The organism is bacterium, from assembly GCA_016786595.1.
GTDB lineage: Bacteria > Bdellovibrionota_C > UBA2361 > SZUA-149 > JAEUWB01 > JAEUWB01.
In genome coordinates this window covers 1-19163 of record JAEUWB010000056.1, presented here as the reverse complement: position 1 = coordinate 19163, position 19163 = coordinate 1, and the positions used below count along the sequence as shown (strand labels likewise).

Here is a 19163-nt window from a genome sequence, read left to right as displayed (position 1 = left end):
TAAGTTTTAATACTGAGCTTAGTCTCCAAAATTCTGGGCAAGAATGAAAGCTTCTAATCTCAGAGGCTGAAACTAAACTATTTTCGCCTGGTTGCTTTTTCATAGTTAAAAAGTAATATATTGTGAACTATAACCTCATTTTTGTTCTTTGAAATCTTCTTTTTGGTAGTTTGAAATCGGCAATCTTTTGTTGTCTTTAAGTGACATCAAGAGATTGTAAGAGTTTTAGGTTTTTATGCAGAGGAATTTTAAGGCGCTTATAAACTAAGCTTTTAGGATTCCTCTGGAGGGAGGAAAAATCAAATGGATAAGAAAAAGAAGAAAGTCCTCTTGGGCCTTGGAGGCCTCCTTGTCGTATGCGGGATTGCTGCCTTAGTGGCAGTCTCGAGGGGGATGGACGAGATGTTTGCCGACATCTTTTCGGACCCCCATGATTGCGGGTGCTAGAATGGGCTTGATCGCGCAATCTAGCAGCCCCTCTGACTGGCTTGAGCTATTGCCGTACATAGCTGGTTTAGCTTTGCTCTTGCTTTTCATATACTACGTTACTCATAGCTCCGACTATGAGGCTGGATCCGCTGATCGCCAAAGCGGCGATCAGGATATGAAGTCAGAATGAGGCTAACTTACTGGGGCGCGGTCGGCTGAAAAGCTCACAACGCCCCAGCTTAAGTTTAAAGGAAATACTCTTACAATCTCCCGTCTTCTACCACTGCAGGGACGATGCCCCTTGGTATTCAGTGACCCGCGTTTCAAAGAAATTCTTTTCCTTTTGCAAGTCAATTGTTTCAGACATCCAAGGGAATGGATTTTTAGAGCCATACTGAGCTTTAAGACCAATTCGCTCTAAGCGACGGTCTGCAATATAGCCGACATAGTCTTTAAACATTGGCGCTGTTAGGCCGAGAATCCCTCGCGGCAAGCAATCTGCTGCATATTTATATTCAAGATCAACTGCCTCGTTGATGAGGTTGAGAATATGGCCTTGGAATGCTGGTGTCCAGATTTCTGGATTCTCTTCTTTAATGCCATTGATCAAATCAATGCCGAAATTTAGATGAATCGTCTCATCGCGTAGAATATATTGGAATTGCTCTCCAATACCAGTCATTTTATTTTGGCGATGTAACGAAAGAATCATCACAAAACCACTATAGAAGAAAATTCCTTCCATAATGATGTAATAGCCAATCAAGTTTTCTAGAAACTTTTGTGCGCCTTCAAAACTTTCGGTGGAGAAGCTTGAGTCAAGCACAGCCTGAGTTAGCTTCATCTCGAACTGGTCTTTGGCATTAATCGTATTGACCTCGTTATACATATTAAATACTTCACCTTGATCTAAGGACAGCGATTCAACGATGTAGTGAAAGGTATGCGTATGGACTGCTTCTTCAAAAGCCTGGCGTAATAAATATTGACGGCATTCAGGATTAGTGACGTGCTTAAAAATTGCCAGAATAATATTATTTCCAACTAAACTTTCAGCAGTGCTAAAAAACCCCAAGTTACGCATCACCAAGGTTTTCTCATCAGCCGAAAGCCCGCTTGATTTCCATAGCTCAATGTCTTTGCCCATTGGAACTTCGGTAGGCAGCCAGTTATTGGCACAGCCATTTAGATAATGTTCCCAAGCCCACTTGTACTTAAGTGGCATGAGTTGGTTTACATCTACGGCGTTACAATTGATCAAGCGCTTATCTTGAACTTGAACGCGCTTGTTACGACCACCTGTGATTTCTTCTGGCGTGCTTTCGGTTGTTGTTTTGGTTGGTGTTTCGTCATCAAATGTTAACATAATCTTTACTCCTGTAATCAAATAAAATTCAGTTCTTTTCCATCCTCATCCTTACTGGCAACTCTCGCAATCCGGGTCTAAGATGGAGCACACTTTTGGCCCTTGAGCCTTGGCCTCCTCGCTATCACGCTCAATTTTAATATTGCTCGAAGCGGATTTATTCTTCATCCAGCGTGGCTGCAGCCCACGACGATTAATATCTGTCGTTGACTTCTCGATTTGGGTTGCTCCCATCGAGCGCAAGTAATAAGTGGTTTTACAGCCTTTGCGCCATGCTAACATATACATGTCGTGAAGCTTTTTACCGCTTGTTTCAGCGCTATAAAGATTTAAGCTTTGGCCCATGTCGATCCATTTTTGTCGACGCGCGCCACATTCAATAATCCAATCTGGTTCAATTTCAAAAGCAGTTAGATAGACGCGCTTTAGCTCATCTGGAATGCGCTCGATTTCCATAATCGAGCCATCGAAATATTTAAGGTCATCAACCATATCCGCATCCCAGAGATTAAGTTTTTTAAGCTCTTCGACTAGGTAAGTATTGTGCACCATGAATTCTCCGGAGAGGTTAGACTTGGTGTACAGATGCTTATAAGCCGGCTCAATTGAAGCAGCCACTCCGGTGATATTAGAAATAGTAGCAGTTGGCGCAATTGCCATAGTGTTACTGTTTCTCATGCCGTGTTCTTTGATTGAAGCTCTAACAGGTGACCAATCCAGCGTTGCAGAAGTATCAACATCAGTAAACTCTGCACCGCGCTCTTCAACTAAGAGTTTAAGTGTATCAATTGGCAGCATGCCCTTACTCCATTTTGAGCCTTGGTAGCTTGGATAAGCTCCGCGTTCCTTAGCTAATTCACTGGAGGCAAGGATGGCGTTATAAGAAATAACTTCCATGCTTTCATCGGCAAAGCGCACAGCTTCGGGGCTGGCATAGCTAATGCCCAGCATATAAAGCGCATCCTGGAAACCCATGATGCCCATCCCGACGGGGCGGTGGCGTTTATTAGAGCGCTCGGCTTCCTCAGTTGGATAGAAGTTAATATCCACCACGTTATCCAACATGCGAATTGCAGTTTTTACTGTTTTTGCAATACGGCTGCGGTCTAACTTGCCGTTGATAATATGCTCAACTAGGTTAACTGAACCTAAGTTACATACAGCAGTTTCTTCAGCTGAAGTATTAAGCAGAATTTCTGTGCAGAGGTTGGAGCTGTGCACCACTCCCATATGATCTTGCGGGGAGCGAATGTTTGAAGGATCTTTGAAAGTAATCCAAGGATGACCTGTTTCAAACAACATCGAAAGCATCTTTCTCCAAAGCATCACTGCTTCAACGCGTTTGTAAAGTTTGATTTTTCCTGCCTCGACCATTTGCTCATATTCGGTGTAGCGCTTTTCGAAAGCTTTACCGTAAAGATCATGTAGGTCAGGCACATCGCTCGGACTAAATAGTGTCCAAGTGCCATTTTGAGAGACGCGCTTCATAAATAAGTCTGGAATCCAGTTGGCTGTATTCATGTCGTGTGTACGCCTACGTTCATCGCCAGTATTTTTTCTAAGCTCTAAAAAGTCTTCAATGTCAAGGTGCCAAGACTCAAGATAAGCACACATTGCGCCTTTGCGTTTGCCACCCTGATTTACAGCGACAGCTGTGTCGTTTGCGACCTTGAGAAATGGAATAACGCCTTGGCTACGGCCATTGGTGCCTTTAATACGAGCACCTGTGGCACGCACATTCGTCCAGTCATTGCCTAAGCCGCCGGCCCATTTGGAAAGTTGAGCATCATCAGAGACGCACTTAAAGATATGCTTTAAATCATCCATCACCGTGGAGAGGTAGCACGAGCTTAGTTGCGAATGGAGTGTGCCAGAGTTGAAAAGTGTTGGCGTGCTTGACATGAAGTGAAATTGAGAAAGCACATTGTAAAACTCAATCGCGCGCTCTGTTTTGTCTTTACCTTCCTTGACGGCAAGTCCCATTGCTACGCGCATCCAGAAAATCTGTGGAGTTTCTACACGCACATCTTCTTGGTGAATTAAGTAACGGTCATAAAGAGTCTGTAGTCCAAGATACATAAACTTTAAGTCGCGTGTTAAATCCATCGCATCTGCCAACTTATCTAAATCAAAACTCTTAAGTTCAGGATTTAAGCGTTCCAGCTCTACGGCTTTCGCGATATAAGATTTAAAGTAATTAGCATGTAGTTTCTTAAGCTCAGGATTTGAAGCTTCAACGCCGAAAGCTTCCCTATAGATAACGTCTAGTAATAAGCGTGAGGCCACATAGGAATAAGCTGGTTCTTTTTCGATTTGCGAGCGGGCCGCCAGGATATTAGCCAAATCAATTTCCGTGCTTAAAATTCCTTCGTAAAAATTCTTGATTGATTCTTCCAGAATATTTTCCGAAGAAACTAAATTCTCCAAGCCTTTGCAGGCATATTGAATACGACGTCGGATTTCCCCATCAGTGACAACAAAGGTAGTGCCATCGCTGCGGCGGGCATGGAATTCACGGGCGCTAACTGCGGGAGCTTCGATAATTTTTTCTGGAATGACAGTATCAATGCTAATTTCTGGTGTTTGTTCGCGCAGCGCTGCCCGGGCGGCACGATAGAGAATGAAATCCTTAGCAACATCATAGAAGCCTTCGCGCATCATGGTGCGCTCAACTTCGTCTTGAATAAATTCGACGTGAAGAATTGTGCCAGCTTTGGAAAGTTCTGTGCAGCGCGCAACAACTCGGTTAGTCAGTAAATTGACTGCTTCAATAATTTCACTTGGCGTTTGACCTTCGATTTTTTGATGTGCACGGAAGGCGCGTTCAATGGCGGAAGCAATCTTCATTGGGTTAAAGCGCACAGTGGTTGTGCCATCGCGGCGTAAAACCTTGAGATTTCTTGGAGAATCGTCGCGAAGTGCTTTGTGATCGTCGCGATAGATAATGTAGTTACGCGCTACATCAAATTGCTCAGCTTGCATTAATTTGACTTCAACAATGTCTTGAATACCTTCAACGGTAATCGACGCCCCTTCGGCGGCTTTGGCGCGTACTTCTTCGACAACGGAGTTTGTTACAAGTTGAACGATCGTATAGTCGGCTTGCGAAAGTGGTGCGCTTTCAGGGATGCGATTTGTTGCACGGTAGGCAGCTTCAATTGCTGTGGCTACGCGGTCTTTGCGGAAGGGAACAAGTGTGCCGTTACGCTTTACGACTGTAAAATCCTCTCGGAGCTTCCCAGCTGTGCTGCTTTTAATTGCTGCTGCGTTGACTGCTCCTGCTACGTTTGTATTTGTTGCTGTAGTATCTGCTTGCATCACACCGAACTCCTTTGAATGAACTCCATTTGACTGCGTTGAAATGTTAAAAAATTATCACTTCAAGCAGCTGCACTACTATCTGAGTGCATGTCTGAGCGTTTCTCATTTGCGCCTTTCAACTTAAACTAGCTAACACCAGTTATTGAATTCAAAAGCGATTATAACACAATATATTGTGTTAGCTCTCAGTGGCTCATACTACATATTGTGTAAGTCTGCTTCTAGTCGACTATGATGTACCTGCGCTTACATAGTAAGTAAGTACTTGAATTTATTTATTAAAAATCTTTAATTCAGCCTAAATTGAGCTGTAGAAATGGCTAATACAAAAATCTAGGAGGTACGTACGCTTATGTTAATTATCTGTATTTATTAGATAATTTTTATGCAATTTGAGAATTAAGATATAAATCATGGCCTAACTTTGTATGTATACAAGAATATAGAAATCTAAACTGCGTCAACATTACAAACAAAAACAGAACAAAAAATAAAAGATCAATAAAATCAGCTACTGACCAAGCTACGATTGCTTATATATCTTTCATTGAATAGGTCATCAGGCTATTTACTCTCGCTATGACTACCCAAGCTGTTCGCATTCCGAAAATTCGTATTGTTTGTCTTCCTAAAGATACTAATGCCTTGGGGTCAATCTTTGGTGGTGTGATTTTAAGCTATCTTGATATGGCTGCCGGGGAAGAGGCGCGTAGTATTGCCCCACATCGTTATGTCACGAAGCTTGTTAGGGATGTTGAATTTATTGCGCCGGTTTTCGTTGGAGACTCAGTAAGCTTTTATACAGAAACTCTTAAGCTTGGCCGCACGTCGGTTACAGTGAAAGTTCTGGTTGAAGTCGAGCGCGGTATCGGTAAGCGAGAGACGATTAAAGTTACCGAGGCCGAGGTCGTGATGGTGGCGATTGATGCCCAAGGAAATCCGATACCGATAAACTAATGGCCAGGTTGGCCAATCTCTTCCACCGATGCCGCTTCCGCCGACTACGGCGGGCAAGTCGTCACGGGAGGTTGTTGTTACCTCGTTTGTTTCAAATGAAGTCGGCACTCAAAAATTAGTGTTCCTTGATAATTAATGATCTCAGGCTCGAACGTTGCCATGTAGCATTAAGTCGGCAGGTAAAATATAATGATCGCATGCAAGCGAAGAAATTAAATTTTGCGATCATTGGCACAGGTAGTATTGCTTCTAACGGACATGCTCCGGCACTAATCGAAACAGAAAAAGCTCAGTTATGGAGCGTTTTGAGCAGAAATCAAGAGCGTGCCCAAGAATTTGCTCGGAAATTTAAAGCCCAATCTGCTACCCCGGCATATTCATCGTTAGTAGAATTGTTAGCGGATCGTGACCTTGATGCCGTGATTATCGCAACTCCTGACAAGCTCCATGCCGAGACGGCAGTTGCAGCAATGCGCGCAGGAAAACATGTGCTCTTGGAAAAACCTCTCGCTACCGATCGTGAAGGGGTTGATCTGATTTTAGAAAGCTATGCTCAATCAAAAGTAAAACTCGGACTTTGTTATCGGCTACGCTGGCATGCCGGACATCGCTTGGTGAAGGAAGCTGTGCAACGCGGAGACTTTGGTGAAATCCGCCATGTCCGCTCGCTTTGGGCTTGGCGCCAAGCAGATGCTACAAACTGGCGAGCTTCAACCGAAGTCGGGAAGTGGTGGAGTCTTGCTGCTGTGGGAACACACTTAATCGATCTTGCTAGATGGATGCTATTGCCTGAGCATGGAGAAATTACCAATTTAGAAAGCGTGATTGCCAATCAAGTTTGGCAAGGCCCGCACGATGAAACGGCACTGCTCACTTTTAAATTCGCAAGCGGGGCGACAGCTGAAGTTTGCAGCTCTGTGCTATTTGATGCACCAAGTCGTTTAGAAATATATGGTTCTAGCGGGTGGGTCGTGTGCGAAGATACTTTTCATCGAGATGGAAAGGGTAAAATTTGGACCAATCGCGGCGGCTTATCCTTTCCCGTTACAAATCCTTTCCTTGGCTTAATTGATAATTTTGTTGATGCCGTGAGAACTGACAATAGCCCAGAAGTTGATGTTTTTGAGGGTGCAGCCAATGCGAAATTGTTGCTACGTGTAGCGGCATAAAATTTTTTAAGAATTGGAGTTAGTCATGGAAGCGCTTCTTAATTTTGTGATTAATGTAATTGGTAGCCAGGTCGGCGCAATTTTGATGATTACTTTTGGATTTGCTGCGATTTACTGCCTGAAGGTATGGCTGGTGCTGCTCTCCTATCGAGCTAGCCTGTTTTGGGCAATTGCAGTGTTCTTGGTTCCATTTGTCGATCTTGTTTACACACTAAAAAATTGGCATTTAGCCAAAAAACCATTTTTGTTGGGAATATTTTTTCTAGTTTTGTCTATTGGTATGTATCTTGTGCGAAGCCTCTTACAAACTTTTTTTAATACGCAAAGTGTTTGATCGTAATATTATTCGCAAGAATGTTGCTGTGAAGTTGATTTCTAGTTAAAGAGGAATTTCTAATCGATTATCCAGAAAAGTAATTCGATACCCACGGCCAATAAGATCAAGAAAGCAAAGCAGTCCTCGTCATCGTGCGCCCTTCGAACTCACTCGGGACAAAGTCAACGAAATGAAGTTCTACGCTCACGACGAGATCTCCAAATCCTCCAGCAAGCGCAATTGGAGTGCAATTGGAGATCTCTCCGCTTCGCTCTTCGCCGTAAACATATACGGCTCAGAGCTTCGGTCGAGATGACGGTGCCCCCCCTTACCTTAATGACCGTGAGCACTGGGTTACTTTGATCTATAATTTATTTCAGTAAATACACTACAATTAGCCGTATTTAGTTAATAATTTGATTTGGCCGTAAGGTGGCCGCAACCTTCATATTGCCAAATTTTGCGAAATTTGGCATATTATATGCCATGTTTCGTAGAATATTAGACATTTCGATGATTTTAGCTCGAAAATCACTATTTTTGCTTGGCCCTAGGCAAACTGGAAAAACTACCTACATCAAGTCATATTTCCCAACTGCTAAAATCTACAATCTACTCGAGGCCGATACTTTTAGAGATCTTAGTCAACGTCCAGAAAATATACGCAAGCAATTAACTAAAAATGATCAATTAATCATTGTCGATGAAATTCAAAAACTTCCAAGTTTATTAGATGAAATTCACCTGATGATCGAAGCTAATAAAGATCTTCGATTTATACTAACAGGTAGTAGCGCCAGGAAATTAAAAAAACAAAATCTAAACCTACTTGCTGGCAGAGCCGCCAGCGCTAGTTTTTACCCGCTTGTCTATCCTGAATTCACAGAACATGATCTTTTAAAACGCATCAACAGGGGGGGGCTCCCTTCAATCTATCTCTCAGCCGACTATCATGCTGATCTAAAGGACTATATTGGCATGTATCTGCAGGAAGAAATCAAATTTGAATCTTCGATTAGAAATATTGAGGCATTTTCCCGCTTTCTGACAGTAGCTGGACTGCATAGTGGAGAACTCATTAATTACACTAATATTGGTAATGACTCAGCCGTGCCCCCAAGAACCGTCAGGGAATATTATCAAATGCTAGAAGATACTCTCTTAGGTTATCAATTACCGCCCTTTCAGCACACTTCAAAACGTAAACCAGTTGCCACATCAAAGTTTTATTTATTTGATGTTGGAGTCGCCAATGCATTGAAAGGTACTGCTGACATTACGTATGGAAGTAAAAGTTTTGGTGATGCCATCGAGCATTTAATATTGATTGAATTAAAAGCATATCTTTCATATCAAAGAAAAAATTTGCCACTGACATTTTGGCGATCGCTATCGAAAATCGAAGTAGATTTTGTGATCGGTGATTCAATTGCACTTGAGGTGAAGGGAAAAGAACGGATCGGTCGTAATGATCTAAAAGGACTTAAGTCAATTGCAGAAGAGCAAAAGTTTGCACGATTGATTCTGATCTGTCTGGAGAAGAACTATAGAAAAGAAGGAAACATCGAAATATTTCCGGTTGAAAAATTTTTACATGAACTCTGGAGCGGGGAAATTATTTCCTAAATCCTACTCACTGCATCAGCAGTAACCCAGCCCGTGCGGCCACTCGGGAGTAGGATATTTAAGAAAGTTTTATCGCTTCCAATGATGCTTGCTTCTGTGCCAGCGCTGGCGATCTCAATTACTTGAGCTTGAGTCTGTGGAGCAGAGAAGACTTGCGTTTGGTCACGCACCACCACAGCATAATTAGGTCGCTGCAGACTAAAAATCCTCAGCCCCTCTGGTCCAAGATGTGAGGTGTAGCGCACGGTTAGTACTAATAAAGTTAAAATCGCAAAGATACGATGCAACTGGCGCTTGAATAAACCGCGTCTTTTTGTGAAATAGAGCGTCACTAAAGTCAGCCCAGCAAAAATTAGCGCCAAGAGATCCATTGAAAAATCATTGAGTGTTGTTACTAAAGGCACCAGTGGCTGCGGTCTGCTTAAATTTGTTTTAATTTCTTTGCGAATTGTTGACAGTGTTTGTAATGCTGTTTGGTTAGTTGGATTGATGTTTAATGTATGGCGTAGATCTCTTACGGCTTGACCACGTTCGTGCAGTTGATACTCAGTTAAAGCTAAAAGTAACAGCAAATTCGCCTGCGGCCCCTGACTTTCAAGCTCACGCTTCAGAGCTTGCTTAGCGAGAAGATATTTTTGCTGCTGATAAAGAGCTAAACCGGAATCTTCGGCACTGGCCAGCGAAACAGAGCATAGTGTGAATATCAAAATAAGGATTCTTTTACTCATACTCGATCTAATTCACTAGCTAAGGTTTCTGCGGTTTGTTGAATATTTACTGCAGGAGCATGCAGCTTAGAGAATTGTAACGCTTCAAGTTCAAGCAGAAACTGCTTAGTGCGACTTGTTAAATCTGAATTAACGCTCAGGGCCTCAAGTTGTGCTACTACTTCATTTGGCGTCATGCTTTGGGCAGAAATAGCAAAACGTTGCTGCAAGAATAACTTAAACTGATCGATTAGCTCACGCACGTTTAGCGCTTCAGTTCGATTAATACTTGCTAAAGCTTTCTTGAAATTTCCTAAGGCATGTAAGCGCTGCCCTAAATGCGGGTCAGCTTCAAGCGCGGCATGCGCCGCATAGAAACGCGAAAGCGCGTAACTGCTAGCTAGTAGTAAGACCGTAAAAAACAGTGCCAAGTTACTGCTCAGCGGAGCACGCGCATACCAGGGGGCTTGAAGGAGAGGAGCTTCAAGCGCAGCGATAGTAGGTGCTTGAGGTACTTTAATTTCGTCCTGTGGAGTCTGCATCGGTTCGGAATCACCCGGGGCCTCTGTTTGATTAGTTTTGCCTGGTGCTGGAGTTAGCGCTGCAATCGCACTGCCAGTCACATTGATGCTGCGCTCAGGGGTTTTGATCGTTTCATAGCGCTCCTTGAACGGGTCGAAAATTAAAATCTCCAGCGGATTGATTTTTAATTGTCCAGGCTGAAGTGGAACGATTGAAAAAGTAAATTTCTTTTTGAAAAAGACTCGACCATTTTCATAAAAACGCTCAATTTGTGGTTTTTCTGCATAGACTGAAAATTCGGTTTCATTTACTGGAAGAGAATTAATTTCAAGTGGGCGTAGATTTGCATCACCGAAAAGTTCAAGCACATAAGTGATTGTTTCTCCGACTTGTGCATCACTGCGTGTGATTGACGAAGCTAAGCGCAACATTCCTACGGGGACATAGGGCGTTTGCTTGGGGGCAGGCGGCAAGGGGCGCACCTCTAAATCAACTGGGTTGGAAATAATCCTACGTGGAACAATTTGTGTTGTCGCAAATAAATCAAAAGGGTCGTCTGCAAAGGGATCGAAGTTCCACGGGTTTGGCAAACGTGCTTTGCGGCGCACCTGCTCACGTGCTGAAATTGTGCGTGATAAAATCCTTAGTGCTCCGGCTTTGAGTGGAAAGAGCGCATCATGCACTTTAATTTCTGTGACTCCGGTTAAGTGATCAGTATTTGTCTCTTGACCATCTTGTCCCAATTCCTCGCGCCAGAATCCCGGGAAATTCGGATCGGTGATTTCTATGTTGGATAATGCGGCGGCCGTGCTTAAGGTTGTCGTGGCAATTATTTGCTGTCCAACAAACGGCCGCTTAATGTCGGCATCCTGACGTAGCGATGAGCCTGGAGTTACTTGGTTTGTCGCAGGACTATCTTTGGGGTCAGACGGTTGGTTTGCGCCACCACTTTGTTGCTTGCTTCCCGGATTTGTAGTGGGATTAATTGTAATTTCACTGCGCGGAATTTCAACCTCTGCGCCGCCGACTTCAATTACACCGGAAGGGGTTTGGTATTTGCCAGGGGCAAGCGCTAGATCGGGAGCAAGTTGAAAACTATAACTCATACTGGATGAGGTTACGCCATTAATAATTGAGATTTGCGAATTTGAGGTTGTGCCTACGATTTTAAAAATATCTGAATGATTCAAGCGCGGCTTGCCCGTTTGCTGACTCGACCCCGATGTTTTGACTGTGAGGGTAAATAGATCTTCAACCGTTCCGACTTTGGGATTTACACCCACAGTAACTGTAGGTGCGGCTGTGGCTTGTGTAATCACTCTGCATAGAGTTAATGCGTATAGAGTGCATGTGTAGCAAAGTATGATCAGCATGCTGCGGCGCACTGTCTGCTGTAAATTCAAATTCTTGTTTAAAACTAATGCTTGCATGCTCTTTTCATTACCAATCAATTTTTGGCTGCGGCGCACCGCGAACTAAGCCCTTACGATAATCAATCATAGCCTGCTTGTCCCCACCTTGATCGAGCGCTGCAAGGATTGATTCAAGTTGATCGAGTGCTTGAGCTTGCCCGTCTTGGGGATCTTTGGGGTTGCCCTGAACGGACTCCTTACTTTGAGAACCTTGTTGATTGGGATCTTTGCCTTGCTGCTGTTCCTGCTGCGGCTGAGAGTCTGTTTTGCTTTCTCCTTGGTCGCCCTTATCTGCGGGATCTTTTCTCTCTGATGCTTTTTCCCCCGATGCTTTTTGCTCTGATTCTTTTTGCTCGGACTCTTTTTTTTGGGGGCCTTTTTCTTCTGCCTCTTTTTCTTTGGCGCCTTTTTCCTCTTCACCTTCTTCTTTACTTTTACCTTGTTGTTCTTGCTCTTTCTTGCCAAGGTTTTGCTGCTCTTTGTCTTTGTTTTGCTCTTGCTGATTTTGCTGCTGCTGATTTTGCTCCTCTGAACGATCTTTCTTTTGCTCTTCTTTGAGAAGCTTTTTTACGTATTCTAAGTTTTCCTTTGTTTCTCGATCTTCAGCAACAGTCTTTAATCCCTCTTCGTATGCAGCAATTGCTTCTTTATATTGCCCTAATTGAGTTAAGGCGTTGCCTAAATTGTAGAGGCCATCCAATTTCTGAACGGGCGATTGAGCAAGCTTGGTGCTTTTCTCGAACTCGGTTGCAGCCTCTGCGAACTTTCCCTGTCGGTATAAACTCAAGCCTTTGCCAAGTGGCATGCGTGCGTCACTGGGCGCAGCTTTTGCAGCTTGTTCAAATAGAGCTTGAGCTTCGCTGAAACGTGATTCAGAAAGCGCCTGCTGAGCTTGTGCCCCAAGCGCACGAGCTTGATCGGCTGCTAGGCTAGGTGTCGGTCGTAGCAGCAGCAAACCTAGCAGTACAGCTAGTAGCGGACTTCTAAATCGGGCGTAGCTGGGAGTTAATAAATAACAGAGTATCGCAAGGGCAAGTGGCAGCTGAAAGTATTCAAACCAAATTTGTCCACGCTCGGTTGCTTTAGTCGCACTGAGCGTCTCTGTGATTGCAACCGTCTGGTTTAAAGCTAATTGCAAGGTCGGGTCGAGTTTGAGGTATGCTCCATTTGTTGCGCTGGCAATCGACTGCAGTGTAGTCGCATTGAGTTTTGATAAAACGACTTCGCCTTTTTCGTCACGTTTGATTCCTTGCTGGGTGATAATGCTTGCTCCCTGCTCAGTGCCAACGCCAAGGCTCAAAATTTTTACTCCTTGAGATTGAGCTTTTGCCAAGGCTTGCTCAGTATTTCCACTCGAAACTTCACCATCGGAAAGTAAAACTATCAGTGAATTTTTTCGTTTTTCTGGGTTTTCAGCGATAGTCCTTAAGGCTGTTTCTAGCGCAGCTTCAATGTTTGTACCTTGACGTGGGGAAAGTTCAGGCACTAATTCCCCAGCAAAGTCGATAAATGTTGGCACATCAATCGTCAGTGGCACTTCTACGAAGGCATCGCCTGCAAATGAAACAAGCCCAAGCCTGTTGCCACGTAAACGTGGAGCAATATCATGTAGGTAACGTTTCACTAGTGCCAGGCGACTAGGCTGAAGATCTTTGGCAAGCATGCTATCGGAGATATCAACGGCAAAGACAATCGATTTTCTTTCTACACTACCTTCGTTCCAACGAAAGCCCCACTGAGGACGTAAAATTGCAAAAAATAAGAAAAGTCCAGTCAGGAACAAACGTGCAAGTTCAAACCCTCTTGGCTTACCGGAGAGTGTTTTTTGTAGCACATGCTGACTGGCAAGTGTGCTGAGTTTAGCTTGGTTAATCCTTGCTGCGCGGCGAAAACAAAACACTAAGACCAATAGTACAAGCCCAACCCAGCAATATTCGAGCTGATCTAAATTAAAACCATTGAAGAGGCTAGTTTTCATGGAAGCCTCCTAAAGACTGTGCTCAGTAATAAGCCTTCGAGCGTTAATGTGCACAAGGCGGCAAGGGCAAATCTGAGATAGAGCTCTTGGTAAATTGCCAGGCCTAAGCCTTGGTCGCGTCGAGACTCTAGTCGGTCGATTGCTTCGTAAATTGTCGATAAAGCGTCTGTGTCTTTGGCATTAAAATATTGTCCACCAGTTTTTTCGGCAATTTCTCGAAGAGTTTTCTCGTCGTATTCCATTTCCTGAAGCACTACGCGCTTGCCAAAAGGAGTTTCGACTTCTAGCGGGGCAGGCTCAACTCCTCCAATGCCAACTACGTGAATTTTAATACCGAGTTTGGCAGCTAAGTCTGATGCCTCGCTTGGTAGAACTGCGCCAGCGTTGCTTTTTCCATCGGTGACGAGCACAATCACTGTGGACTTAGGTTGGTCGATGTTTTTTGCTAGTTTTAAACTACGAGCCAAGGCGTCACCAATCGCTGTACCTTGTCCAGCAATTCCCACGTGGAGAGTTTCAATAAAGTTTTTCACAGTCGAGCCATCCAGGGTCAGTGGGCAAAGTAGTAATGCGCGCTCAGCGAAAACCACAAGTCCAATGCGGTCCCCCAGACGATGATCAACAAACTCTTTTGATTTTACTTTAAGTGCATCGACGCGCCGTACGCGCTCTTGTCCGATAAAAAAATCTAATGCTTTCATGCTGCCAGAGAGATCTAGAGTTAGAATGATATCTTTTCCAGTTGATTCATTCTCGATGAACCCAGCTTGCTTTTGCGGGCGGGCAAGTGCGGTGGTTAAGCAGAGCAAGGTTAATAGTTTAAGAGTATTCAAGACTGGTCCACGCCAACGTGCGCGAGCCGAGAGCGGTAACTTTGCCGGTAAAATAAATTTAAAACGACTCTCGCCAGATTTAGGATGCACCCAAAGTAAGGGCGCGAGTATGAGTAAGAGAAATGCGGCAGGGAATTGAAACTCCATTATTTCCCTCCGCGCTGGTTGAAGTCTAAAGCGGTCTGGCGCAGTAGCTCTCCACGGTCAAGAGCGTTTTGAATCGAGTCTGTAACCACGCTTGGAGAAATTACTTCCCCGGAAAAGCTATAATGTTCTAACTTGCAAAGCTCTTGATGTAGCGCTTTAAGCTCGGTGCTAATGCGCTCTGCATTGTTCAGTCTTGAAATTTGCTTTGATTCAAGAATTCTTGTTTTGAATTCAGCAGTCGTTAGCGCTTCAACTACTCCAAGCCCAGCTGCGCTAAAGAGGCTCCGCAGTGCGAGTGAGAGTTGACTACTTGCAGCTGTCGCTGCAAGCTTGTTACTTTTTAAGTTCTGCAACAACTCTCGCAAAGTATCGGCAAATGATTGAGTGGCTAAAGCTAGTTTGTGATTTGCTAGGGTTTTACCGCGAACATGCTTAATCCAGGCCAAGAATAGAGGGACGCACAAGGCTAAGAGCCAGTAAACTAGATTTGACTCGACTGTAAACTGCGGTGCAGGCTTCAAGTCATTAAATCCCGTACGCGCATCATGCAACGTGCCTGGTTTTGTAAGCGCTTCATCCGGCATAATGATGTTTGTGCTGTGACCTGAGTTTGAAGAATTTCACTAGTTCCGGCCCGACAGGTCGAGAACTGTTAATTGTTAATGTATCTGTTTTGCATTTGAGGAAAATCTTTGAGAGTTTCGCTGTGAGCGTTTGCTGTTCAGCATAAAACTGCTGGCAGACCGCCCGATCACTTGTGTCCAGTAGTTGCCTTAGACCTGTTTCCGGGTCTTCGATTTCAATTAGCCCGAGATTAGGGAGAGCGAGTTCGGAAGGGTCGGTAATACGAACGGCGATGATTTCATGCTTGTTTGTGAGTTTGCTGATACCGCGCTCTAAATCGTCGATCAGGAAATCTGAAAGAATAAAAATCAAAGAGCGGCGCTTTAAGACTAGATTTAAAAAATCACAAGTCTGACTAAAACTAGTTTCAGGATTGGCCTTCCTGGGGCGAACTGCTTGAGTCAGGGACTTAATGATTTGCCAGGAAATATTGCGAGCTTTCTTGGGGGGGAGATAACTACGTTTTTCTCCACCAAAGCTACAGAGGCCGACACGATCGTTACTTTGTAAGGCAGCAAAGGTCAAAATCGAACCAATTTCGGCTACGCAATCTGCGCGCAAATGATCTTTTGTGCCACTAAACGTTGAAGGGCTTTGGTCAACCAAGAGTAATACCGAGAGTTCACGTTCTTCGCGGAAAACTTTGATTTGTGGTTTGCCTGTGCGCGCTGTTACCTTCCAATCGATTGCCCGCACATCGTCTCCCGGAAGATATTCCCGAACCTCCTCAAACTCCATCCCGCGCCCACGAAAGGCGCTACGATATTGCCCCAGACTGAGTTCTTGCATTGTCCGGCGGGTCGTAAAGCGTAAACGACGAACAAGAGATTGATTATTCATTAGGGGACTTTTACGGTTTCAAGAATTGTAGCGATAATTTTATCTGCAGTTAGATTTTCAGCTTCAGCTTCGTAGCTTAAGAGTAGGCGATGGCGTAACACATCAGGTGCAACATTTTTTACGTGCTGCGGAGTGACATAAGTGCTGCCCGTCAGTAAAGCGTCTGCCGCTGCTGCGCGAAACAACGAAATGCTTGCTCGCGGGGATGCGCCGATTTCGATTTTGCTTTGAAAATTTAAGTTAAATTCTTGTGGCGTGCGTGTTGCCCGAACTAAATCGACGATATAGCTTTTAATTTTTTCGTCGACATAAATATTGCGCCAGGTTTGGTGTAATAAATCTAGGTCTGCCACATGAGCTACGGCCTGCTTGCCTTGCTCATCATTGTGCTGCAGCAGGCTCAGCATTTGCTCTTCTTCTTTTGCTTCTGGGTAGCGGACAATGACTTTCATCAAAAAGCGGTCGACCTGGGCTTCCGGTAATGGGTATGTGCCTTCTTGTTCAATCGGATTTTGTGTTGCCAAAACAAGAAAGGGCTCACTCAACTTGAATGTTTCATGGCCGATTGTGACTTGTCTTTCTTGCATGGTTTCCAGCAGTGCTGATTGAACTTTAGCTGGTGCGCGATTGATTTCATCGGCAAGTAAGAGGTTAGTGAACACAGGGCCTTTGCGGACTTCGAAAGATCCCTTTTCTGGGCGATAGACCTCTGTGCCCACAAGATCGGCAGGAAGTAAATCTGGCGTAAACTGCACACGCTTGAAATCAAGTTCGAGCGCTTCGGCCAGTGCTTTAATTGAGCGCGTCTTGGCTAAGCCGGGAACACCTTCAAGTAATAAGTGCTCACGGGTAATTAGCGCCAGCACAAGTCGGCGCTTTAAATCTGCTTGGCCGATGACACGTAGATTAAGCGCATCGATTAGTTTCTTGATCAATGCTTGCGCATCTGAAAATGACGATGAAAAAGCTTCAGGTGTTGACATAATCATAGTCTAATAGCAGAGAGATGCCGTCTGAGGAACTGTTTGACGTTAATTACCGGGATAAATATTCAATTAATTAGCGAAGATTTTTAGTGAGTATTTTTAATGAGTAGTATTAAAGTCATGAGTACGCGAGCGCCTGAACCTGGCGCAGCCTACGCGCATGCTGTGATTAGTGGCGGCTTGGTCTTTGTCTCAGGGGTCGACCCACGCCGTAAGGGCAGCGCCGTTATCCCTGGGGTGGTTCAAGATGGCGAGGGCAATGTGCTTAGCTATGATTTTGCTTTGCAGTGCAAGGCTGCATTTCAAAATCTTAAGTTTATTCTGGAAGATGCCGGGTCGAGCTTTGATAAGCTTTTAGACGTTACAGTTTACTTAAAGAGTTTCAAGCGCGATGCTAAAGCCTTTGAGATGCTCTGGACTGAGATCTGTGGCAGTATTCAGCCCACGCGAACAGTCGTCGAAGTGAGTCAATTTCGCTTTCCAATTGCGATTGAATTAAAGGCAATCGCTCGGTCTTAAGCGCTAAGTCTAAGAATTAATTCGAGTCAAAGCTGAAAAACGCAGGTTTCACTTCAGCGAAAATACTAATATAGTTATTACGCTGTGAATACTAAGCTTGCAAAAATCGACCCCTTAGCACTACGTCCAACAGTGATGGATGTAGATCTCGACGCGCTCGAGCATAATTTCAAAGCCATTTCAGGACTAACGCCTGCAGAAGTTATGCCCGTAGTTAAGGCGAATGCATACGGTCACGGTATTGTCGAATCAACACGAGTTTTAGAACGCGCTGGAGCAAGGCTTTTTGGTGTGGCCTTGTTGGAAGAAGGGATTGAACTCCGCGAGGCTGGAATTAAGGCGCCAATTTTGGTTTTTGGAGGAATTTCTGGAGCGCAAGTTAAATATTTTATCGATTACGATTTGCAAATTACCGCATCTTCTGTTGGTAAGCTCAAAAACATTGATGAGGTAGCCAGAGAGACCGGTAAACGCGCTCAAGTGCACTTGAAGATTGATACTGGCTTAGGGCGCATTGGCGTGCAGTGGCATTCAGCAACAGATTTACTTAAAGCCGCTACGGAAGTGACGCATACCGATGTCGTTGGCATTTATTCCCATTTTGCCAATGCCGATCAAATAGATCTTGCCTTTACACATACTCAAATTGAGCGTTTCGAGAGCGTGATTGAGTTTTATCGTCAGGCCAATCTACCGCTTCCTAAATTACATCTAGCAAATTCTGCAGCGATACTAAGAGTGCCCGAAGCGCACTATGACTATGTCCGACCGGGGATTATGCTTTACGGTGTTTTGCCCAATAATTGCTCGAGCTTTTCCGGCCTTGAACTTAAGCCAGTGATGTCGATTCGCTCTAAAGTTGTCTTTTTTAAGGTTCTACGTGCTGGTTGTGGTGTGAGTTACGGACATACTTGGACAAGTGCACACGACACGCGGATTGTAACAGTGCCAATCGGATATGGGGATGGGTATTTGCGCAGGCTTTCTAATCAGGGAAAAGTTTTGATTAATGGAAAGCGTTATCCGGTGGTCGGTGCAATCTGCATGGACCAGTTAATGGTTAACATTGGCGGGGAGGATGAAGCGTTTAATGGTGATGAGGTAGTTTTGTTAGGGCAGCAGTCTGGACGATACGGCACAGGCCAAATCACGATTAGCGATATTGCTCAAGCTGCCGACGCCCGGATGCATGAAGTCTTAACCGCGACAAACATGCGCGTGCCTAGGCGTTATCACTATCACGGCAAAACATTTATTGAATAAAAACGATGCAATCTGAATTTGAGTTAATCGAGTCAATTAAACGCTACGCTGGCGTGATGCCTGCTGGGGTGATCGGAATTGGAGATGATTGTGCGGTGATCGAGCACCCCGATGGCAGCTCGCTTTTGATTACCGTTGATACAATGGT

Annotated in this window: 16 protein-coding genes; 7 read left to right on the top strand and 9 right to left on the bottom strand. The window is 44.4% G+C overall.

Annotated elements, in window-relative coordinates:
* Positions 1 to 706 precede the first annotated feature (706 nt).
* Positions 707 to 1795 (bottom strand): ribonucleotide-diphosphate reductase subunit beta, encoded by a 1089-nt coding sequence (locus tag JNK13_09760; GenBank protein MBL7663023.1) that lies wholly within the window; start codon positions 1793 to 1795, stop codon positions 707 to 709.
* A 51-nt stretch (positions 1796 to 1846) separates the two neighbouring features.
* Positions 1847 to 5113, bottom strand: coding sequence for a ribonucleoside-diphosphate reductase subunit alpha (locus JNK13_09755; protein MBL7663022.1), 3267 nt, complete (start codon positions 5111 to 5113; stop codon positions 1847 to 1849).
* Between the two features lie 582 nt (positions 5114 to 5695).
* On the opposite strand from JNK13_09755, the gene JNK13_09750 reads away from it, so the two are divergent.
* From JNK13_09750 to JNK13_09735, 4 genes are all read left to right on the top strand, one after another.
* Positions 5696 to 6073 (top strand): acyl-CoA thioesterase, encoded by a 378-nt coding sequence (locus tag JNK13_09750; GenBank protein MBL7663021.1) that lies wholly within the window; start codon positions 5696 to 5698, stop codon positions 6071 to 6073.
* Between the two features lie 197 nt (positions 6074 to 6270).
* Positions 6271 to 7242 carry a Gfo/Idh/MocA family oxidoreductase gene (locus JNK13_09745; protein MBL7663020.1) on the top strand — a complete coding sequence of 324 codons (972 nt, stop codon included), beginning with the start codon at positions 6271 to 6273 and terminating at the stop codon, positions 7240 to 7242.
* Positions 7243 to 7267: 25 nt separating this feature from the next.
* Positions 7268 to 7576: a hypothetical protein gene (locus tag JNK13_09740; GenBank protein MBL7663019.1), complete on the top strand. Its 309-nt coding sequence runs from the start codon at positions 7268 to 7270 to the stop codon at positions 7574 to 7576.
* A 468-nt stretch (positions 7577 to 8044) separates the two neighbouring features.
* Positions 8045 to 9184 (top strand): ATP-binding protein, encoded by a 1140-nt coding sequence (locus JNK13_09735; GenBank protein MBL7663018.1) that lies wholly within the window; start codon positions 8045 to 8047, stop codon positions 9182 to 9184.
* Here JNK13_09735 and JNK13_09730 read toward each other — a convergent pair.
* From JNK13_09730 to JNK13_09700, 7 genes are read right to left on the bottom strand one after another with little or no spacing between them, the layout of a single operon-like run.
* Complete coding sequence (locus tag JNK13_09730; GenBank protein MBL7663017.1) at positions 9181 to 9912, bottom strand: SH3 domain-containing protein; 732 nt, start codon at positions 9910 to 9912, stop codon at positions 9181 to 9183. The two genes, JNK13_09735 and JNK13_09730, sit on opposite strands and share 4 nt — an antisense overlap.
* A complete protein-coding gene (locus JNK13_09725) occupies positions 9909 to 11843 on the bottom strand; it encodes a BatD family protein (protein MBL7663016.1) in 1935 nt (644 codons plus the stop codon). Before JNK13_09725 ends, JNK13_09730 begins: the two co-directional genes overlap by 4 nt.
* Positions 11844 to 11853: 10 nt before the next feature.
* Positions 11854 to 13803 (bottom strand): VWA domain-containing protein, encoded by a 1950-nt coding sequence (locus JNK13_09720; GenBank protein ID MBL7663015.1) that lies wholly within the window; start codon positions 13801 to 13803, stop codon positions 11854 to 11856.
* A complete protein-coding gene (locus JNK13_09715; GenBank protein MBL7663014.1) occupies positions 13800 to 14783 on the bottom strand; it encodes a VWA domain-containing protein in 984 nt (327 codons plus the stop codon). The genes JNK13_09720 and JNK13_09715 overlap by 4 nt, the downstream gene beginning before the upstream one ends.
* On the bottom strand, positions 14783 to 15367 hold the full coding sequence (locus JNK13_09710; protein ID MBL7663013.1) for a hypothetical protein: 585 nt from the start codon (positions 15365 to 15367) through the stop codon (positions 14783 to 14785). Before JNK13_09710 ends, JNK13_09715 begins: the two co-directional genes overlap by 1 nt.
* Complete coding sequence (locus JNK13_09705; protein MBL7663012.1) at positions 15357 to 16247, bottom strand: DUF58 domain-containing protein; 891 nt, start codon at positions 16245 to 16247, stop codon at positions 15357 to 15359. Before JNK13_09705 ends, JNK13_09710 begins: the two co-directional genes overlap by 11 nt.
* Positions 16247 to 17230 carry an AAA family ATPase gene (locus tag JNK13_09700; protein MBL7663011.1) on the bottom strand — a complete coding sequence of 328 codons (984 nt, stop codon included), beginning with the start codon at positions 17228 to 17230 and terminating at the stop codon, positions 16247 to 16249. The genes JNK13_09705 and JNK13_09700 overlap by 1 nt, the downstream gene beginning before the upstream one ends.
* Positions 17231 to 17335: 105 nt before the next feature.
* Between JNK13_09700 and JNK13_09695 the strand changes: the two genes are divergently transcribed.
* The 3 genes from JNK13_09695 to JNK13_09685 form a co-directional block, all read left to right on the top strand.
* Complete coding sequence (locus tag JNK13_09695; GenBank protein MBL7663010.1) at positions 17336 to 17752, top strand: RidA family protein; 417 nt, start codon at positions 17336 to 17338, stop codon at positions 17750 to 17752.
* Between the two features lie 84 nt (positions 17753 to 17836).
* The gene (gene alr / locus JNK13_09690; GenBank protein ID MBL7663009.1) at positions 17837 to 19015 is read left to right on the top strand and encodes an alanine racemase; all 1179 of its coding nucleotides are present in this window, start codon (positions 17837 to 17839) and stop codon (positions 19013 to 19015) included.
* 5 nt (positions 19016 to 19020) lie between these two features.
* Positions 19021 to 19163 (top strand): thiamine-phosphate kinase (locus tag JNK13_09685; GenBank protein ID MBL7663008.1); only part of this gene is annotated, 143 nt, incomplete at its 3' end.